Source organism: Corallococcus sp. AS-1-6, assembly GCF_020037015.1.
Taxonomy (GTDB): Bacteria; Myxococcota; Myxococcia; order Myxococcales; family Myxococcaceae; genus Corallococcus.
The window spans coordinates 160,558-177,774 of the sequence record NZ_JAIQDE010000011.1 but is presented as its reverse complement, the minus strand read 5'-3'; the positions used below and the strand labels follow the sequence as shown (position 1 = coordinate 177,774).

Below are 17,217 nucleotides of genomic sequence, written 5' to 3'. Positions count from 1 at the left end.
GGCGGCGACGGGGGCCGTTCTTACATGCCGCTGCCCATACGGCCAAGGTTTTCCTTGACGCCCTCGGCCCTTGCCACGGGGCGCCCAACGGGGCAAGACGCCCCGGGAACCACGCATGATTGACAAACTGGAAGAGGTCGAGCGCCGCTTCGAGCGGCTCACGGCCGACCTGTCGAACCCCGATATCCTCGCCGACACGGCGAAGCTCCAGAAGGTGTCCAAGGAGCGCGCCGGGCTGGAGAAGCTCGTCGAGACCTTCCGCGCCTACCGCAAGGTGCTGGCGGATCTGGACGAGGTGGAGGCGTGGCTGTCCAGCGCCGACCCCGACGAGAAGGCCTACGCCAAGGAGGCCCTGCCCGGCCTGAAGGCGCAGCGCGACGAGTTGGAGGCCTCGCTGAAGATCCTCCTGCTGCCCAAGGACCCCAATGACGAGAAGAACGTCATCCTGGAGATCCGCGCGGGCGCGGGCGGCGACGAGGCGGCCCTCTTCGCCGAAGAGGTCATGCAGATGTACCTGCGCTACGCGGACCGCCGGGGCTGGAAGGCGGACATCCTGGACATGAGCGCGGGCAACGCCGGCGGCGTGAAGGACGCCACCGTGACGCTGTCCGGCGACGCGGTGTTCAGCAACCTGAAGTACGAGTCCGGCGTCCACCGGGTCCAGCGCGTGCCGGCCACGGAGACCCAGGGGCGCATCCACACCTCCACCATCACCGTGTCGGTGATGCCGGAGGCGGAGGACGTGGACGTGCAGGTGAACCCGGCGGACATCGAGATGCAGGTGATGCGCTCCACGGGCTCCGGCGGCCAGAGCGTCAACACCACGGACTCCGCGGTGCGCCTCATCCACAAGCCGTCCGGCATCGTGGTGAAGTGCCAGCAGGAGAAGAGCCAGGGGAAGAACCGCGCCATGGCCATGCGCATGCTGCGCGCGAAGCTCTACGAAATCGAGCAGGAGCGCATCCGCAACGAGCGCGACTCCATGCGCCGCGGCCAGGTGGGCACGGGCGACCGCAGCGAGAAGATCCGCACCTACAACTTCCCGCAGGACCGGCTCACCGACCACCGCATCGGCCTCACGGTGCACAACCTGCCGGCCATCATGGTGGGCAACGTGGACGAGGTCATCACCGCCTGCCGCACCCACTACCAGGCCGAGGCCCTCAAGGCGCAGACGGGTGGCGGGCGGCCCCCCAGCGAGTCATGAGCGACGTCTGGACCATCCGCCGGATCCTCACCTGGACGACGGGCCACTTCGAGAAGCGCGGAGTGGACGCGCCCCGGCTCACGGCGGAGATCCTCCTGGCGCACGTGCTCAAGACGGGCCGGGTGCGCCTGTACGTGGACCTGGACCGGCCGCTGTCCAAGGACGAGCTGGCCGCCTTCAAGGCGCTCATCGAGCGCAGGCTCGCGGGCGAGCCCACGAACTACCTGACGGGCACGAAGGAGTTCTACAACCGCCCTTTCAAGGTGGACGCGCGCGTGCTCATCCCCCGGCCGGAGACGGAGCTGCTGGTGGAGGCGGTGCTGCACGCGGTGCCGAAGGACGTGCCCTCCCGCGTGCTGGACGTGTGCACGGGCTCCGGCTGCATCGCCATCAGCGTGGCGGCGGAGCGGCCCCAGGCCACGGTGCTGGCCACGGACCTGTCCAAGGACGCGTGCGCGCTGGCGCGGGAGAACGCGCAGGCCCTGGGCGTCTCCGAGCGCGTGAGCGTGCTGGAGGGCGACCTGTTCGCGCCCCTGCCCCCGGACGCGACGTTCCGGGTGGTGGTGTCCAACCCGCCGTACATCGACTCGGGCGACATCGCCGGGCTGTCCGCCGAGGTGCGGCGCGAGCCCCGGCTGGCGCTGGACGGCGGGCCGGACGGGCTGGTGGCGCTCCGGCGGGTGATTCAGGGGGCCCGGCGGGTGCTGGAGCCTGGCGGACTGCTTGCATTGGAGATGGGTGAGACCCAGGGCAGCGCCGTCCTGGAGCTCCTGCGGGCCGCGGGCTACTCGGACGCGCGCGTGGAGAAGGACCTGGAGCGGCGTGAACGCATGGCGTTCGGGACACAGCCCGCGGCCTGACGGCCACGGGACGCGCGGCCCGGCTGCCGCAAGAGAAGGCACGTAAAAGACATGGACAAGATCGTCATGAAGGGCGGCACCGCGCTGCACGGCGAGGTGGAGGTCTCCGGCGCGAAGAACGCGGCGCTGCCCATCCTGGCCTCCGCGCTGCTGGCGGACGGCACCACCACCTTCCGCAACGTGCCGGACCTGGCGGACGTGGCCACGATGCTGGCGGTGCTGCGCACCATGGGCTGCGAGGCCACGCGGCTCACCGGCAAGAAGGCGGACACGTGTGAGATCCGCATCGCGGGGGACGTCACCCCGGAGGCCCCCTACGACCTGGTGAAGACCATGCGCGCCAGCGTGCTGGTGCTGGGGCCGCTCGTCGCGCGCTTCGGCCGGGCGCGCGTGTCCATGCCGGGCGGGTGCGCCATTGGCGCGCGGCCCATCGATCAGCACCTCAAGGGCCTCAAGGCGCTGGGCGCGGACATCCACCTGACGGAAGGCTACGTGGAGGCCCGGGCCAAGCAGCTCAAGGGCGGCATGGTGAACTTCGACGTCATCACCGTCACCGGCACGGAGAACGTGATGATGGCGGCGGTGCTCGCCAAGGGCCGCACGGTGATGGAGAACTGCGCGCGCGAGCCGGAGGTGGAGGAGCTGGCGCGCGTCCTCAACAAGATGGGCGCGAAGGTGGAGGGGGCGGGCACCTCCGTCATCACCATCGAGGGCGTGGAGTCGTTGAACCCGGTGGACCACGCCATCCTGCCGGACCGCATCGAGGCGGGCACGCTGCTGGTGGCGGCGGCCATCAGCGGGGGCAACGTGCTGGTGAAGCACGCACGCGCGGAGCACCTGGACGCGGTGATGGACAAGCTGCGCGAGGCGGGCTGCACCCTCACCGTGGAGGACGGCGGCATCCGCTGCAAGGCGCCCCGGTCCCTCAAGTCGGTGAACATCACCACCACGGAGCACCCGGGCTTTCCCACGGACATGCAGGCGCAGTTGATGGCGCTGATGACGGTGAGCCACGGCACGTCCGTCATCTCCGAGAACATCTTCGAGAACCGCTTCATGCACGTGCCGGAGCTGCACCGGCTGGGCGCGGACATCACCATCCAGGGGCACACGGCGGTGGTGAAGGGCGTGAAGGCGCTCAGCGGGGCGCCCGTCATGGCCACCGACCTGCGCGCCAGCGCGTCGCTCATCCTGGCCGGTCTGGTGGCCGACGGGCAGACGGAGGTCAGCCGCGTCTACCACCTGGACCGTGGGTATGAGCGGCTGGAGCGCAAACTGCGGGGCCTGGGCGCGGACATCCGGAGGGTGAAGGAGCGGGCCTGAGCGCCGGCCCGAGCACCGGCCTGCGCCCCGGGGGGCCGGCTGACGGCACGTTGCCAACAGAAGCCGCCGCACGGGTTGCATCCCAATTTTTGGGCGACTTATCATTCTCCATTCACTGGGGAGCACCATCCGCTCCCCCTTTCAGGAGAACGAGCCGCCCCATGAATTGCCCCGGTTGCAGCGTCGAGATGACTGATCTCGAAGGAGATCACGAGACGTTGCGGAAGTGTGGAGATTGCGGAGGCCTGTGGACCGACGTTTCGGACCTGCGCCGCATCCTCCTTCACAACAACCTGCCCGGTCTGGAGCAACTCGGGGGCAAGGTCGACACGGAGGCCCTGACAGGGCAGTGCCCGGACTGCCAGGTGGACTTCGTACGCATCGACGGTGGCGACCGGCAGCACCCGCTGCACTACGACACCTGCGAGTCCTGCGGCGGCATCTTCCTGGAGTCGGAGTTCGCGGACGCCGCGGACGCCAAGGCCGCCGAGCAGGAGATCGTCACCTTCTTCCGCAACTTCGACGCGAAGCGGAAGGCCAAGGCCGCCATCTAGGCCCCTGGCCCCAGGCACGGTGGGCGCCCGGGTCTCCCAGGCGCCCGCGTGTCCTCAAGGCTGGCCGCGGAAGGTGCTCCCCCACTCCTCGGGGAGCGCCCCGTCCAGCGACAGCGCGGCGGCCGCCCTCGGTCCGTCGCCAGCGGGGGTCCGCTCGAAGCGGGCCGCCACCTTGCCCTTCTTGGGGATGTCCAACGTCACCTTGTTGCCGGACACCGTGTAGGTGCCGGTGACGACGGTGGTGGGCTCGGGCGTCTCCAGGGGCTCCAGCGAGAAGCGCCAGGTGCCGTCCACGAAGAAGGACAGGAAGCGCTCCGGGGCGCCCTCATGGCCGCCGAACCAGGTGCCCACGAGCGGGGCCACGCGCGCGTCGTACTTGTACCGGGTGGCGAGCGCGGGGCCGTTGAGGGGCTTTCCGCCCGAGTAGAGGACCAGGTCGGTGAGGCACACCGGGCTGTCCTCGCGGGCGCCGGGGAAGCGGTCCGCGACCTCCAGGATGAAGCGCGCGCCGAACAGCGGCTGGGTCAGGGGCACGGCCTGCATGCCGCGCTTGTCCTGCACGGTGACGCTGCGGGACGCGTCCACGCTGGTGAGGGTGAACTTGCGCACGCGGCCGTTGGCCTTGAATGCCTCGCGGGACGTGCCGTCGCCCGTGTAGACGCGCACCTCGTCCAGGGTGACGGGCTCCTTGAAGCCGATGAAGACGTGGGAGGGCTTCTCCCCTTCCGCGCACCAGGCGGTGGTGTCCCGGCCGTCCAGCAGGTTGAGGGGCACGTAGTGGTCCGGGCGCGCCTCCTTCTCCAGCCAGGCCTCCGCCTGGGCATAGCCGGGCGCGGCGGGCGCGGCGGCGAGGACGGACGGGGACACGAGGAGCAGGGAGACGAGGGACAGGCGGCGCATGGGGCGCATCTTGGATCGTCCGCCCCCCGTGGCTCCAGTCCGGGTGCGTGCCTTCCGCCGCCACCGGACACGGCGTTCTCCAGGTGACGCGCGGCGGGCGCGGATGAAACCGGCCCGCCGGGGGTTGGGGGTGCTTGACACCCGGACACGCCCAGGCCGACAAGGCGGACCGACCGAGGAGGAAGACGTGATGCGACGTTGGGGCTGGGTCTGTGTCCTGGGGCTGATGGGGGTGGCCTCCTGCAAGAAGGACGTGCCGGAGGAGGCGCCGGACGCGGGCGTCGTGGAGACGGGCCCCGCCGCCCTCACGGAGAAGGAGCCCAACGAGCGGCCCGACCAGGCGCTGGCCATCACCCGCGACAGCGTGGTGACGGGCGGCCTGGCGGCGGAGCCCAACAAGCTGGACGAGGACTGGTACCGGCTGGCGCCGGGCACCCCGCGCATCGCGGACGTGACGGTGACGGGCCTGCCCGGCGGGGACGTGAAGCTGGACGTCTACGACCAGGACCGCAACCGGCTGGTCGGCGTGAACAGCGAGGGCGAGGGCAAGGGGGAGCGCCTCCCGAACCTCTACGTGGAGAAGGAGCGCTGGCTGGTGGTGTCGCCCGCGCGCAAGGGCATGGGCGGGGCGTACACGCTGGAGGTGAAGTACCGCCAGCCCAACGACGGCGAGGAGCGCGAGCCCAACGACCGCGCCGTGGACGCCGCCGCGCTGCCGCTGGGGCAGACGGTGACGGCGTTCCTGGGGCACTCCGGCGACGAGGACTGGTACCGGGTGGAGCTGCCCGCGCCCGCCACGCCCGGGGGTGAAGTCCCCGAGGCCCAGGGCAGCGCAGCACCCGCGCCGGGCGCGGCGCCCGAGGCCCCGGGTGCGCCGGCTCCGGGTTCGACGCCCGCGGCCGTGCCGCCGCCCTCCGTGCCGGACGAGACGCCGGTCATGGACGACACCGCGGCGCCCTCCCCCGAGGGCACGTTCGGAGGCGGAGAGCCGCCCGCGCCGCCGGCCGAGGGCGCGACGCCCACGGCGCCCGGGGAGCTGGGCGGGGCGATGGCGGCGCAGGCGGTGGACGCGGGCCTCCCGCCTCCCGAGCCGGAGGTGCCGTCGGTGGCGCTGAAGATCGAGTTGTCCGCCGTGGAGGGCGTGCGGCCGGAGGTTTCGGTGCTGTCCGCCGCGGAGGCGCCGCTCTTCACCCTGCAGGGCAAGGAGGGCGAGCCGCTCGCGCTGCGCAACATCGGCGTGAGGGCCACGGACCGGGTGGTCTACGTGGTGGTGAAGGGCGGCTGGACGGGGACGGGCAAGGCGCAGCGGCGCACGTACAACGCGCAGGTGCCCTACACGCTGACGGTGTCCCAGGAGGAGGCGGGGGCGCACGCGGAGCTGGAGCCCAACGACGAGCTGCTCAAGGCCACGCCGCTGACGGGCGCGGGCTACCGCGAGGGCTTCCTGTCGCCCAAGTCGGACGTGGACCACTACGTGCTGACGACGCGCGAGCCGGTGCTGGCGAAGGTGGAGCTGTCGGGCGTGGACCGGCTGGACCTGACGCTGTCGATGGTGGAGCCGCCGCAGGGTGACGGGCAGAAGGAGACGGTGCTGCTCAAGGCCAACGACGGCGCCCTCAAGGAGCCGGAGCGGCTGAACAACGTGGCGTGCAACGGCACCTGCTACTTCCGGGTGGAGGGGTCGTTCCGGAAGGTGAACGGCAAGTTCGTGAAGGACTTCGAGAACGCGGACCAGCCCTACCGCATCAGCGTGACGACGGTGCCGGACAACGGCAGCGAGGAGCGTGAGCCGAACAACACCGCGGACCGCGCGCAGGACCTGACGCCGGGCAAGGCGGTGCGCGGCACGGTGTACCCGGCGAAGGACGTGGACTACTTCCGGGTGGACCTGTCCGACCGGCCGGTGCGCACGGCCATCACCGCGACGCTGCTGGGCATCCTCAAGGTGGACGTGGGGCTGTACCTGCACCGCGTGCAGCCGGACGGGAAGCTGACGCTCGTGCAGACGTCCGACCGGGCCAAGGGCGACCAGCCGGAGACCATCCGCTACAGCGCGGAGCCGGGCGTCTACGTCTTCGAGGTGCGCGACGCGAAGAACCGGGAGGCGAACTTCCAGGACTCGTACCAGCTCACCGTCGAGGAGGGGGAGTAGCCCCGACTTCTGATTGACAAGGCAGGGCCCCGCCCCTACTTTGGGCCCTGCATCACGCAGCGCCTGCGGTGGTAGCTCAGTTGGTAGAGCACGAGCTTCCCAAGCTCGGGGTCGAGGGTTCGAATCCCTTCCGCCGCTCTGAAGAGACACGGGCCGGTGGTTCCTTCTCGGGACCACCGGCCTTCGTGTTTCCGGGCCGCCCTCCCGCCGGTAGATTCCGGCGCATGTCCAGCCACTTCCAGCCGACCGACTTCGCCCGCGCCAACGAACTGCTCGCCGACCTGCTGGAGACCCCCTTCGAGGACGACGCGGAGGACCTCCACTTCGCGTTGCGCGAAGGCGACCTGGAGATTGACGGCGACTTCGCGCTGGAGGCCAACGAGGTCCTCATCGTCGCGGGCAACCTGACGGTGAAGGGCTGCCTGTCGGATGCGTTCCAGAACGAGGACGACTGCTCCAAGCTCTACGTGCTGGGCGACCTTCACGCGCGAGACCTGGTCTGCGGCTCGGAGGTCCGGGTGACGGGCAACCTGACCGTGGCGAATGTCCTGTATGCCAACTCGTTCGACATGGACACGCTCGCCGTGGGCCAGAAGCTGAGCGCCAGGGTCTTCATCGAGGAAGGCCACCAGGTGGAGTTCAAGTCGCTCGCGGTCGACACGCTCATCACGGACGACGAGACCTGGCGCGAGGTGGTGCCGGAGGCCGTCGTCGGCGACTTCGCGTCGGTGCTTCCGGACCACCTGCTCGGACAGGACGGCCGGTTCATCTTGAGCGAAGCGCTGCACCAGGACCTGCTCACGGGCAGGCCCGTCCTGCGCTGAGAACAGGGGCTGTCCCCGCTGACCCGGGATGGGTCACGCGAAGCCGTGCACGTGCCGGGTGAAGGGCGCTGGAGGGGCTGCACTGAAGGGCAGCTAGACTGCCCGGCAGTGAACGTTGCCGTCCCTCCCCTGGGCCCTCCGCCATGTACGACGCCGAGATCGACGACGCGCTGAACGAAGTGACGACGTTCATGGGAACGGCGGTCATCCAGGGCGCGCCCCCGCACGTGAACGCGGTCAAGCCGTTCATCAAGGACGCCCTCAAGCAGGTCGTGAACCAGTTGGCGGGCGTGCTCAAGCTGGCGGGGTTCCAGAACCTGACGGGGACCCTGCTGGCGAACAACTTCCTCCACCGCACGGCCATGGACCTGTACGGCCCCTGCTCCGCCGCCGCGGGGCTGTCCGCGCGCAGGGAGTGGGGCGCGATGGACAACGCCTGGAACCTGCGCCCGCTCAGCTTCGCCTGGAGCCTGGGCCGCAACGCGCTGGGGACGGTGAAGACGCTCTCGGAGACTCCGGCGGACCGCGTCTGGCGGATGATCCAGGACATGGTGCGGGCGCACGTGGACTTCGGCGCCTCGCTGGTGGGCCGCATCATGGGGGACCGGGCCCTGCTGCGGAGCGCCTTCGGCATCACCGGGGGCCTCGCCGACGTGGACGTCACCGGCAGCGATCCCCACCACACGGGCCACCGCGTCGCGCTGCTGCGGTTCTCCTGCGGAGGGCGGGTCGTCTACAAGCCGTCGGACCTCACCTTCCAGTTGCTGCTCATGGGCGACCCGCAGTCGTACCAGCTCTGCCGGATGCACTACCCCGCCCTGCTGCCGTACACCGACAGCCTCTTCACCACGCTCGACGCGGCGCTCCCGGCGATCCGCATCGTCGCGTTCCCGCACGCGCGCGGTGAGTACGGCTACATGCAGATGGTCGCGAAGGCGCGGCAGATTCCCCTGGTGGATCAGCCCACGTACTTCCGGAAGCTGGGCCGGATCATCACGGTGTCGGCGGTGTTCGGCATCACCGACCTGCATCACGAGAACGTGATGGCCACCGCGCAGGGGCCCCACCTCATCGACGCGGAGATGGGCTTCAACTACGCGGGGCCGCACGGCAACCCCATCGCCCACGCCGCGCTGTCCCAGGTGCTCCACATCGCCCCGCCGCCGCACAGCATGGTGGGCGGCGTCTTCACCACCGACCTCTACCGGGGACAGTGGCAGGCCAGCAACGTGTCCGCGCCCTACAACCAGCAGGAGGTCAACGCGGGGTTCAGCACCGCGCCCCACGGCGCCTGGGTCCAGGCCTCCGCGTACCCGAACGAAATCCTGGCCGGCATCCGCGAGGAGGTGGACCGCATCGTCACCGCCCTCAACACGGGCCGGGTGGACGCCTGGCTCAACCAGTTCCAGAACGTCGCCCCCATGGCGCGCGTGCTCCTGATGACGACGGACATGTGCCGCGCGCACGCGGAGGGCATGACCCAGAACATGAACGGCACCCTGAGCACGGAGGCCCATGCCATTGGCCAGGGGCTGTTCGACTGGCTGACGTGGTACGGCGGCCAGCACAACGCGGTTCCCGGGGCCCTGTTCGAACCCCACAACCGCCAGCACTTCTTCACGCCCCTGCGCACCCAGGGCGTCACCTACCTCGCCGCGACCGCGCAGGGCGTGACGGTGGCGAACCTCACGGAGGTGCGCAACACGCTGAACCCGCTCCGGGGCGCCATGGGCCGGCCGCAGCTCAAGACGAAGCTGCGCACGGCGCTGGAGACGACGCTCGGGTGTGGCCCGCTGCTCTGACGGGACACGGGCGCCTTGACTGAACGGGCTTTCAGCCGCACCCTTGCCGGGTGAAGGCCCGCCCTGTCGACAATCCGCCCAACCCCTGGGCGAGCACCGCGGTGGAGTACCTGGACGAGATTCCCCCCGCGCGCCTGGAGGTCTGGGAGGACCACAGCCGCTCCATCATCGCGACCAACGACAGCCCCGACGTGTGCTTCTCCTGGAGCGTCAACCCGTACCGGGGCTGCCTCCACGCCTGCGCCTACTGCTACGCGCGCCCCACGCACCAGTACCTGGACTTCGGCGCGGGCACCGACTTCGAGACGCGCCTCGTCGTCAAACCCAACGCCCCGGAGCTGCTGCGCGAAGCCTTCGACCGACCGTCGTGGAAGGGAGAGACGGTCGTCTTCAGCGGCGTCACGGACTGCTACCAGCCCCTGGAGGCCTCGCTCCGGCTCACCCGCCAGTGCCTGGAGGTCTGCGCCGAGTACCGAAACCCCGTGGGCATCGTCACCAAGGGCGTGCTGATTGAGCGCGACCTGGACGTGCTCCAGCGGCTGGCGGCGGAGACACGGCTGTTCGTGAGCATCAGCCTCCCCTTCCACAACGAGGAGCTGGCGCGCGCCATGGAGCCGCTCGTCGCCACGCCCAAGCGGCGCCTGGCCGCCATCCGCAAGCTCACCGAGGCCGGCATCGACGTGGCCGTGTCCGTGGCCCCCATCATCCCCGGCCTCAACGACGAGGACATCGCGCGGGTGCTCGCTTCAGCCCGGGAGGCCGGCGCCACGAGAGCGCACTACACGCTCCTGCGGCTCCCCGGCCCCGTGCAGGCCGTCTTCGAGGAGCGCCTGCGCGCGAAGCTGCCCCTGCGCGCGGACCGGGTGCTGCACCGCATCCGCGAGACGCGCGGCGGGGAGCTCACCGACAGCCGCTTCAAGCACCGCATGCGCGGCGAAGGGCTCTACGCCCAGACCATCCACCAGCTCTTCGCGACGGCGGCGCGCAAGGTGGGCATGCGCGCGTCGTCCATCACGGAGGCCGCGCCGGACACCTTCCGGCGCCCCGCGCGGCCCTCCACCTCACCCCAACTGTCGCTCTTCTAGGCAGCGAAGGGCGCGACAGCCGGGGGCGCTATTTCCGGATGGCTTGCAGGATGGACAGCAGGATGACGGCGCCCACCGTGGCCACCAGCAGCGAGTACAGGTTGAAGCCCGTCACGCCGCTGCCTCCGAAGAAGCTGAACACCCAGCCGCCCAGCATGGCACCCACGATGCCGGCGAAGATGTTGGCGAACATCCCCATCCGGGCGTTGGTGCCCTTGATGATGCTGGCCAGCCAGCCCGCGATACCGCCCAACACCAACCACGAGCAGATTCCCATGCCGTCCTCCCACAGGTAGGGCCGAAGCCTTACCAGACCTCACAGCGGTTCGCAGCGGGCGCCACCATCGGCGAGCCCGCGGGGCAGGAGAAGGCCTGCTGGAACTGCGGCAGGTTCACGTCCGGCCCCTTCACGCGCAGGAACGCCGGCGAGTGCGAATCCGTCAGCGCCCGCTGCCGCGCAGCCTCAGTCGAGCGGCGCGTCATCCTTCAAGACGAAAACGTCGAACGAGCCCGAGGACGCCTGGCCCTCGAAGACGCCCAATGTCTCGCCCACCAGATAGACGCGGCCCTGGGCATCCACGGTGACGCCCGTCGCATGCTCGTCATCCACGGTACCGAGCTGACGCACCTGCTGGGGCTGGCCCTGGGCCGAGAGGTGTATCAACACCGCGTCCTGGCCTCCCAGCGGCGTTCCCATGGCCCCTAACGTGCTCCCCGTGAGCCATGCGCCGCCCGCGCCGTCCGTGGAGAGCCCTCCCACGTACTCGTCGAACCCCGAGCCGAACTGCCGCCAGCCGAGGGGCTGCCCGGTGCTTGGCGTCACGAGGGCGGTGAAGAAGTCGTTGCCCCCCAGCGACGGCTGACCGCCGCCACCACTGCCGGCGCCTCCCGCGACGAGGATGCCAGCCGAGGTCTCCACCACGCCCACGGTCGAGTCGGGCCCCGGCGAGCCCATCTGGCGGGACCACAGGACGTGTCCGTCCGCATCGAGCTTCACGAGCACGACGTCCGTGTCCCCTTGCGAACCTCCCGTGCCCATGCCGCCCGACGTCGTCCCCGCGACGTAGACGCCTCCCAGTGAGTCCACCGCTACGGCCACGGCTTCATCCGGCCCCGCGGTTCCCAGTTGGCGCGTCCACTCCCGGCCTCCGGCGGCGTCCACCTTCGAGATGAAGAAGTCACTCTCACCGTAGCCAGCGCTCAGGTTGCCATCGAGGTTTCCATACGTACTGCCCACGACGTAGACACCGCCGCCAGGCGCGGCCGCCACCGCGCGGGCCAGATCGAACTCCGACGAGCCGAGTTGCCAGGTCCAGAGCCGCTGCCCCGAGGCGTCATACCTGGCCAGGAATGCATCGAAGAAGCCCGCCGAGGTGTGGCCGGTGAAGGCACCACTGGTGCCTCCGGCGACATAGAGGTTGCCCGCGCCGTCCGCGGCCAGGCTGCCAATCAATTCATCATCGGCGGTGCCAAACTGCCGGACCCAGCGAAGCCCGCCCTGCGTGTCGTGGGCGGACAGGAACAGGTCGCCTCCGCCCAGCGGGGCGCCTCCATGGAAGCTGCCGTAGGTTTCACCCACTGTATAGAGGCCATCCTGCGTCGCGACGATGGCCGCCGCATGATCGTCCAGTGTGGACCCGAGCTGCCGCACCCATCCATCCGGAGCACGTTGACGGCCCCAGCCGTAGCCCCACGCGCACTGCCCGGGAGAGGTTTCCTCGCAGCCTTCCAGGTACTTCACCACCACGGCGTCCTTGTCCCCTGAAGGAGTCGCCCCGAGCAGTCCCTCCGTGTAGCCGCCGACATAGACGCCCCGCCCCGGGTCCACCGCCACGGCGAGCCCCGCATCGCTGATGCGCGCAGGGTCCCCCGCGGGAGTGGACCCCAGCTGCCGGCGGGCCTGGAGCCCACCCGCAGCATCCAGCTTGAACAACACCAGGTCATTGCTGCCCAGCGGCGCGTCTGTCTGGAGGTCCGAAGGAACGGAACCCGTTACATAGACATTGCCTCCGCCGTCCGAAGTGACCCCAAACACCTGCTCTTCTCCAGACGTCCCCAATTGCCGCGTCCACACGCGGTTTCCCGACGCATCGTATTTTACCACGACAATGTCATGACTCCCGAGCGAAGCATTGCCATCCAGCCCGCCCTGCGTGCGTCCAGCGACATAGATTTCGACCTCGCCTGAAGCGCGGCGGGACGTGGCGACCGCCTGGGCGACGTCCGGGGTGCTCGTGCCGAGCTGCCGCGTCCACAGCCGCTGCCCTGCGGCGTCGTACTTCACGAGGAAGAGATCCGACGTCGTGGAGGAGGTGCCCCCTGCGTTGGCGTTGCCATTGAGCCCTCCGAACGTGAAACCCGTGACGTAGACGCTGCCGTCCGCCCCCACGGCCACGGCCCGGGCCTGGTCGTTCTTGCTGGTCCCCGTCAGCCGTGACCACTGCCGGTCCCCCGCCGCGTCGTACTTCACCACGAAGGCATCCTGACCTCCCGCCCAGGCCTGGCCGTCCATGGACGCGGAGGTGTACCCCACCACATAGACATTGCCGTCCGGCGCGGTCGCGACGCCCTGGGCGAAGTCACCGGAGGACGTGCCGAACTGCCGGAGCCATTGCAGCCCTCCTTGCGCGTCGTACCTCGCGAGGAAGGCGTCGGACATTCCCACGAGGACATTCCCAGGCAGGGCCGCGGAGGTGTAGCCCGTGGCATACACAGCCACCGCGTTGGGACTGGCGTCATGCACCGCCGCGCCCGTGACGTACTCATTCGCTGATGAGCCAAACTGCCGCGTCCAGGCGACCTCGCCGCTGGCACGCAGGCGCGCCACGAAGGCGTCCGAGCTTCCCGCGGAGGGTTCCGTCCCGAGCTGTCCCTGGCTGTAGCCCGCCAGGAATACGTCATTGAATGACGCCGCGATGCCAGACACCTGCTCGTACCGGGTCGTTCCCAACTGCCGGCTCCAGACAGGCGGCGTCAGGTGCTCGGGCGATTGAGCCTCGGCGGCCCCCCCGCCCAGCCAGGACAGCCCCAATACCAGTCGAAGTTTCGCGCTCCGCATCATCCGCATCCTCCCATGCTTGGACCACATACCAGCAAAACGTGAATGTCAGACCATTCCTGCATCATGAGCTTCGTCGCGCGCAGCCCATGGGCATACGGGCCCGTCGCGACACCGCACCATCACCAAGAGGACGCACATCATGGAAAAGAGCATTCGTGCCCGGGGCAAGCGCCCGGGCGCAGCGCAGCCGTCTGGCTATGAGCGGGACCTGGCCCCCCTGATGAAGACCATCGACGACGCGGTCGCTGGCATCCGGGACGAGAAGCAGCGCATGAGCGTGCGAGAGGCGGTGGGCGAGGCCGTGCACGGCGCCATCCAGCACCTGTCCACGCGCCAGCCCCGGAGCCCCCCCTCCACCCTGGCCACGCCGGCGCTGGACTCCGGCGTGGCGGCGCTCAAGCAGGTGCAGAACCTGGGCTTCGTGGAGTTCACCGCGGGGCTCATCACCGGCACCTTCGACGCCATCGTCGGGGCCACCATCAAGCAGATGAAGGCCTACGCGGAGCTGGTGGCGGATCTGGCGAAGACGCTGGCCGAGTTCCAGGAAGAGCACGTGACCACCGCGCAGGTCAACGCGCACCTGTCCCAGCGCTACGGGGATGGCCTCGGGGGCACCAGCTGCCGCACGGGCTACACGTTCAAGGACACGGCGGCGGACGCCGCCACGGGCGCGCCCGCGACGACGGCTCATGAGAACCTCATGCAGGTCGTCACTGCCCTGCTCGAGGAGACGAAGGACAACAAGGTCCCGCTCCAGTTCGTGTCGCCGAACGAGGTTTCCTCTTCCGCCACGTCGTTCACCACGGCGCAGGTGGACCTGATCCGCGCCGCCATCGCGGAGATGCTGGCCATCAAGATGATCACCCACCTGCGCGCCATGGCCCGGGATGGCATGGCTCGCATCGTGGTCTCCAACGGAGAGATCCTCTCGCGGCTGACCTTCACGGTCACGTCCACCGACGCGCAGACCGTGCAGCGCAACCGCTACGACCAGAGCAACTTCAGCGCGAACGTCAGCGGCCGCGTGGGGTTCGGCGGCTGGTTCAGGACGAGCTTCGGCGCCAGCTACAGCAACCTGCAGGTGAGTTCCGTGAACGAGAGTTCCTTCGACGCCGTGACGATGAACGCAGAGATCATCGGGCAGGTCCGCATCCAGTTCCGGACCGAGACCTTCGCGCCCATCGTCGTGGATGACCCCATCAACTGACCTCACACCGCGGGGCTGGCGGCATCCCGCCGCCAGTCCCGCGGTCCCCTCCTCCGGTGCCTATCCACTCCCATGGCTGACATTTCCCTCGGTGATCTCCTCACCCTCATCTTCGATGACCTGGCCGACTCCATCGACCGGACCTCCCAGGAGGCCGGGCTCCGGCTCCAGGTCAAGGACGTGGACCTGAACGTCCCGGCCTACCTGCGGCTTCGCGAGGCAGGCACGGATCCGCAGGAGGAACCCGCGCGCTTCGTCCTCACCCTCCCCAGCACCCGGGACTCGCCCGCGGTGACAGGCGTGGGCCGCGTGGCCATCACGTTGAGCGTCCAGTCCGTCGGCACGACCCCGGAGGGCCCATGAGTGCGCAGGACAACATCGAGTGGCAGCTCGCCGACGTGGTGGATGCCATCGCAGCGGAGGTAGACCGGGCAGAGGACACGCTCCTGCTCAAGTCGTACTCACGCAAGGTGACCTTCTCCATCAAGAAGATCTCCCTGGACGCGGAGGTGACGCTGCGCCGGGACCTGGAAGGCCGCCTCTTCTTCCGGGCGGTGGACCCCGGTCAGACCAGCGACACACTGCTCAAGCTGGACTTCGCCCAGGTCCTGGAGAGCCAGCTGGCGGGCCTTCGCCACCCGATGGAGGACACGACCACCAACGGCCCCCTGGCGAAACTCCCTGGCATCACCCTGACGGAGATCCGCGCACTCAATGCCATTGGCATCTATTCAGTGGACGACCTGCTCCGCTACACCCGCACCTCCTCCATGCTGGCGGAGGTCAGCCGCAAAACGGACCTCCCCGAAACGAAGCTGCGCGACTGGCGAGGCCTGCCCTACTTCACGCTCGCCCGGCCGGCGCGAGGCACCCCGGGAAGCACCGTGGTGCTGGAGGGTGGCAACCTGGGGCTGGTGCGGCCCGCGGGCTCGGTGGTGATGTTCCACGGGCGCGAGGCGCAGGTGCTGGACTGGAGCTCCTCCCGGGTGACGGTGGAGGTCCCGCCCGAGGCGCGGGGCGCGGGGCTCGTCTTCGCGGTGCTGGGCGCGCAGCCCTCCAACGTCATCGCCTGGGAGTCCACCGTTCCCGACCTGCTGGTCGAGGAGCTGCGCATCGGCACGGAGGTGGTGTTCGCGGACGAGCCCTTCGACGTGGAGGCGCTGGTGGCCAATCCCGGCGCGCTCGCGACATCCGCCTTCAAGGTGCAATGGAGCGTGGACGGAGCGCCCGTTGCGGAGCTCCCCCATGGGCCCCTGGAGCCAGGGCAGCGCTCGGCGGAGAGCAGCATCCGCAGGCAGCTCCAGTTGGGTCAGGGAACGCACACGGTGCGCTTCGTCGCGGACACGGAGGGCACTGTGCCAGGGGAGGACCGCGCACGGCGCGCCTTCACCCGCACGGTGCGAGTCCGGCCGAGGCAGGCGCTGGCGCTGGGGGACTTCCGCGTCCTGTCACGGTTGGATCCGCTGCGTGCCGGGCCCATGGAGTCCTCGAGCCTCATGGGGCTCGTCTTCCGCGGGCTGGGCAGGCGCGACGGCCCTCAGGGCGAAGCCGTGCCGGACCTCGCCGAGGCCTGGAGCGCGCCGCAGCCGGTGGACGTGGGCGGCACCCGCCGCTACGCCGTCACCGCGACGCTGCGGGGGGATGTCCACTTCCACGACGGCACCCCGGTGACGGCGGAGGACGTCCGCTTCAGCTTCCAGCGGATGCGCGAGCAGGAGTCGCCCTGGCGTGCGTGGGCCGCGCGCGTGCTCGACGTCACCCTGCAGGGCCGCCAGGTGACGTTCCTGCTGGACGCACCGGACGCGCTGACGCCGCTGCTGTCCGCGGGCATCGTGCCGCGGACGGCCTACGAGGCGGATCCGCAGGGTTTCGGTTCCAAGCCCGTGGGCAGTGGGCCCTTCGTGGTGGAGCGGCTGGGCCCGGACGCCGTGGAGCTTCGCGCCTTCCGCGCGTACTTCCGGGGCACTCCCCGTCTGGACCGTGTCTCCGTGGCCCAGGTGCCCGACCTGGATCGGCTGGGCGAGCGGCTGGAGCAGCAGGAACTCCTGGCCGCGGTCATGCCCTACGATCAGGCCTGGTTCGAGCGGCTGCGGGACCTGGGGGAGTGGCATCTGACGCGCGTGGTGGCGCCGAACGGAGAAGAGCTGCTCCACGCGCAGTCGCCCCTGCTGCTTGAACGCCAGCCACAGGCCCGGGACCTGGGTGGAGGCGCGCACCTCTGGTACTTCCGCGACTGAGCGCC

Annotated in this window: 15 protein-coding genes and 1 tRNA gene; 12 read left to right on the top strand and 4 right to left on the bottom strand. The window is 69.8% G+C overall.

Features of this window, described 5'->3' with window-relative positions; translation table 11 throughout:
* Window positions 1–115 precede the first annotated feature (115 nt).
* From prfA to K8612_RS17660, 4 genes are all read left to right on the top strand, one after another.
* Complete coding sequence (prfA, locus tag K8612_RS17675) at window positions 116–1,207, top strand: peptide chain release factor 1 (protein WP_206798041.1); 1,092 nt, start codon at window positions 116–118, stop codon at window positions 1,205–1,207.
* Window positions 1,204–2,067: a peptide chain release factor N(5)-glutamine methyltransferase gene (prmC, locus tag K8612_RS17670; protein WP_223763113.1), complete on the top strand. Its 864-nt coding sequence runs from the start codon at window positions 1,204–1,206 to the stop codon at window positions 2,065–2,067. Before prfA ends, prmC begins: the two co-directional genes overlap by 4 nt.
* A 51-nt stretch (window positions 2,068–2,118) precedes the next feature.
* Window positions 2,119–3,390, top strand: a complete 1,272-nt coding sequence (gene murA, locus K8612_RS17665; protein WP_223741765.1) for a UDP-N-acetylglucosamine 1-carboxyvinyltransferase — start codon at window positions 2,119–2,121, stop codon at window positions 3,388–3,390.
* 161 nt (window positions 3,391–3,551) lie between these two features.
* The gene (locus K8612_RS17660; RefSeq protein ID WP_223741766.1) at window positions 3,552–3,944 is read left to right on the top strand and encodes a zf-TFIIB domain-containing protein; all 393 of its coding nucleotides are present in this window, start codon (window positions 3,552–3,554) and stop codon (window positions 3,942–3,944) included.
* Between the two features lie 54 nt (window positions 3,945–3,998).
* Here the strand turns inward: K8612_RS17660 and K8612_RS17655 are convergent, their stop codons facing one another.
* A complete protein-coding gene (locus tag K8612_RS17655; RefSeq protein ID WP_223763112.1) occupies window positions 3,999–4,844 on the bottom strand; it encodes a discoidin domain-containing protein in 846 nt (281 codons plus the stop codon).
* Window positions 4,845–5,034: 190 nt separating this feature from the next.
* Between K8612_RS17655 and K8612_RS17650 the strand changes: the two genes are divergently transcribed.
* From K8612_RS17650 to K8612_RS17630, 5 genes are all read left to right on the top strand, one after another.
* Complete coding sequence (locus K8612_RS17650; protein ID WP_223741887.1) at window positions 5,035–6,996, top strand: ABC transporter substrate-binding protein; 1,962 nt, start codon at window positions 5,035–5,037, stop codon at window positions 6,994–6,996.
* Window positions 6,997–7,061: 65 nt separating this feature from the next.
* A tRNA-Gly gene (locus tag K8612_RS17645) sits at window positions 7,062–7,134 on the top strand.
* Between the two features lie 86 nt (window positions 7,135–7,220).
* On the top strand, window positions 7,221–7,820 hold the full coding sequence (locus tag K8612_RS17640; protein WP_223763111.1) for a hypothetical protein: 600 nt from the start codon (window positions 7,221–7,223) through the stop codon (window positions 7,818–7,820).
* 143 nt (window positions 7,821–7,963) lie between these two features.
* Window positions 7,964–9,622 carry a type 2 lantipeptide synthetase LanM gene (locus K8612_RS17635; protein ID WP_223741769.1) on the top strand — a complete coding sequence of 553 codons (1,659 nt, stop codon included), beginning with the start codon at window positions 7,964–7,966 and terminating at the stop codon, window positions 9,620–9,622.
* A gap of 50 nt (window positions 9,623–9,672) precedes the next feature.
* A complete protein-coding gene (locus K8612_RS17630; protein WP_223763104.1) occupies window positions 9,673–10,707 on the top strand; it encodes a PA0069 family radical SAM protein in 1,035 nt (344 codons plus the stop codon).
* A gap of 28 nt (window positions 10,708–10,735) precedes the next feature.
* On the opposite strand, the gene K8612_RS17625 is transcribed toward K8612_RS17630, so the two are convergent.
* From K8612_RS17625 to K8612_RS17615, 3 genes are read right to left on the bottom strand one after another with little or no spacing between them, the layout of a single operon-like run.
* Window positions 10,736–10,984 (bottom strand): GlsB/YeaQ/YmgE family stress response membrane protein, encoded by a 249-nt coding sequence (locus tag K8612_RS17625; protein WP_223741773.1) that lies wholly within the window; start codon window positions 10,982–10,984, stop codon window positions 10,736–10,738.
* A 29-nt stretch (window positions 10,985–11,013) separates the two neighbouring features.
* Window positions 11,014–11,190 (bottom strand): M13-type metalloendopeptidase, encoded by a 177-nt coding sequence (locus tag K8612_RS17620; protein WP_223763110.1) that lies wholly within the window; start codon window positions 11,188–11,190, stop codon window positions 11,014–11,016.
* Window positions 11,171–13,768, bottom strand: coding sequence for an SBBP repeat-containing protein (locus K8612_RS17615; RefSeq protein ID WP_223763109.1), 2,598 nt, complete (start codon window positions 13,766–13,768; stop codon window positions 11,171–11,173). The genes K8612_RS17620 and K8612_RS17615 overlap by 20 nt, the downstream gene beginning before the upstream one ends.
* A 139-nt stretch (window positions 13,769–13,907) precedes the next feature.
* On the opposite strand from K8612_RS17615, the gene K8612_RS17610 reads away from it, so the two are divergent.
* The 3 genes from K8612_RS17610 to K8612_RS17600 all read left to right on the top strand — a co-directional run bounded on the left by K8612_RS17610 (window position 13,908) and on the right by K8612_RS17600 (window position 17,212).
* Window positions 13,908–14,975, top strand: coding sequence for a hypothetical protein (locus tag K8612_RS17610; protein WP_223763108.1), 1,068 nt, complete (start codon window positions 13,908–13,910; stop codon window positions 14,973–14,975).
* Window positions 14,976–15,047: 72 nt separating this feature from the next.
* On the top strand, window positions 15,048–15,338 hold the full coding sequence (locus tag K8612_RS17605) for a hypothetical protein (RefSeq protein ID WP_223763107.1): 291 nt from the start codon (window positions 15,048–15,050) through the stop codon (window positions 15,336–15,338).
* Entirely contained in the window at window positions 15,335–17,212 is a 1,878-nt protein-coding gene (locus K8612_RS17600; RefSeq protein ID WP_223763106.1) for an ABC transporter substrate-binding protein, read from the top strand. Before K8612_RS17605 ends, K8612_RS17600 begins: the two co-directional genes overlap by 4 nt.
* Window positions 17,213–17,217 lie beyond the last annotated feature (5 nt).

Excerpts from the sequence above, each read along its gene's own strand:
- K8612_RS17600 (WP_223763106.1), top strand. The coding sequence starts at position 15,335 with ATGAGTGCGCAGGACAACATCGAGTGGCAGCTCGCCGACGTGGTGGAT.
- prfA (WP_206798041.1), top strand. The coding sequence starts at position 116 with ATGATTGACAAACTGGAAGAGGTCGAGCGCCGCTTCGAGCGGCTCACG.
- K8612_RS17640 (WP_223763111.1), top strand. The coding sequence starts at position 7,221 with ATGTCCAGCCACTTCCAGCCGACCGACTTCGCCCGCGCCAACGAACTG.
- K8612_RS17655 (WP_223763112.1), bottom strand. The coding sequence starts at position 4,844 with ATGCGCCGCCTGTCCCTCGTCTCCCTGCTCCTCGTGTCCCCGTCCGTC.
- K8612_RS17615 (WP_223763109.1), bottom strand. The coding sequence starts at position 13,768 with ATGATGCGGAGCGCGAAACTTCGACTGGTATTGGGGCTGTCCTGGCTG.
- K8612_RS17610 (WP_223763108.1), top strand. The coding sequence starts at position 13,908 with ATGGAAAAGAGCATTCGTGCCCGGGGCAAGCGCCCGGGCGCAGCGCAG.
- K8612_RS17660 (WP_223741766.1), top strand. The coding sequence starts at position 3,552 with ATGAATTGCCCCGGTTGCAGCGTCGAGATGACTGATCTCGAAGGAGAT.
- prmC (WP_223763113.1), top strand. The coding sequence starts at position 1,204 with ATGAGCGACGTCTGGACCATCCGCCGGATCCTCACCTGGACGACGGGC.
- K8612_RS17620 (WP_223763110.1), bottom strand. The coding sequence starts at position 11,190 with ATGACGCGCCGCTCGACTGAGGCTGCGCGGCAGCGGGCGCTGACGGAT.
- K8612_RS17625 (WP_223741773.1), bottom strand. The coding sequence starts at position 10,984 with ATGGGAATCTGCTCGTGGTTGGTGTTGGGCGGTATCGCGGGCTGGCTG.
- K8612_RS17635 (WP_223741769.1), top strand. The coding sequence starts at position 7,964 with ATGTACGACGCCGAGATCGACGACGCGCTGAACGAAGTGACGACGTTC.
- K8612_RS17605 (WP_223763107.1), top strand. The coding sequence starts at position 15,048 with ATGGCTGACATTTCCCTCGGTGATCTCCTCACCCTCATCTTCGATGAC.
- murA (WP_223741765.1), top strand. The coding sequence starts at position 2,119 with ATGGACAAGATCGTCATGAAGGGCGGCACCGCGCTGCACGGCGAGGTG.
- K8612_RS17650 (WP_223741887.1), top strand. The coding sequence starts at position 5,035 with ATGCGACGTTGGGGCTGGGTCTGTGTCCTGGGGCTGATGGGGGTGGCC.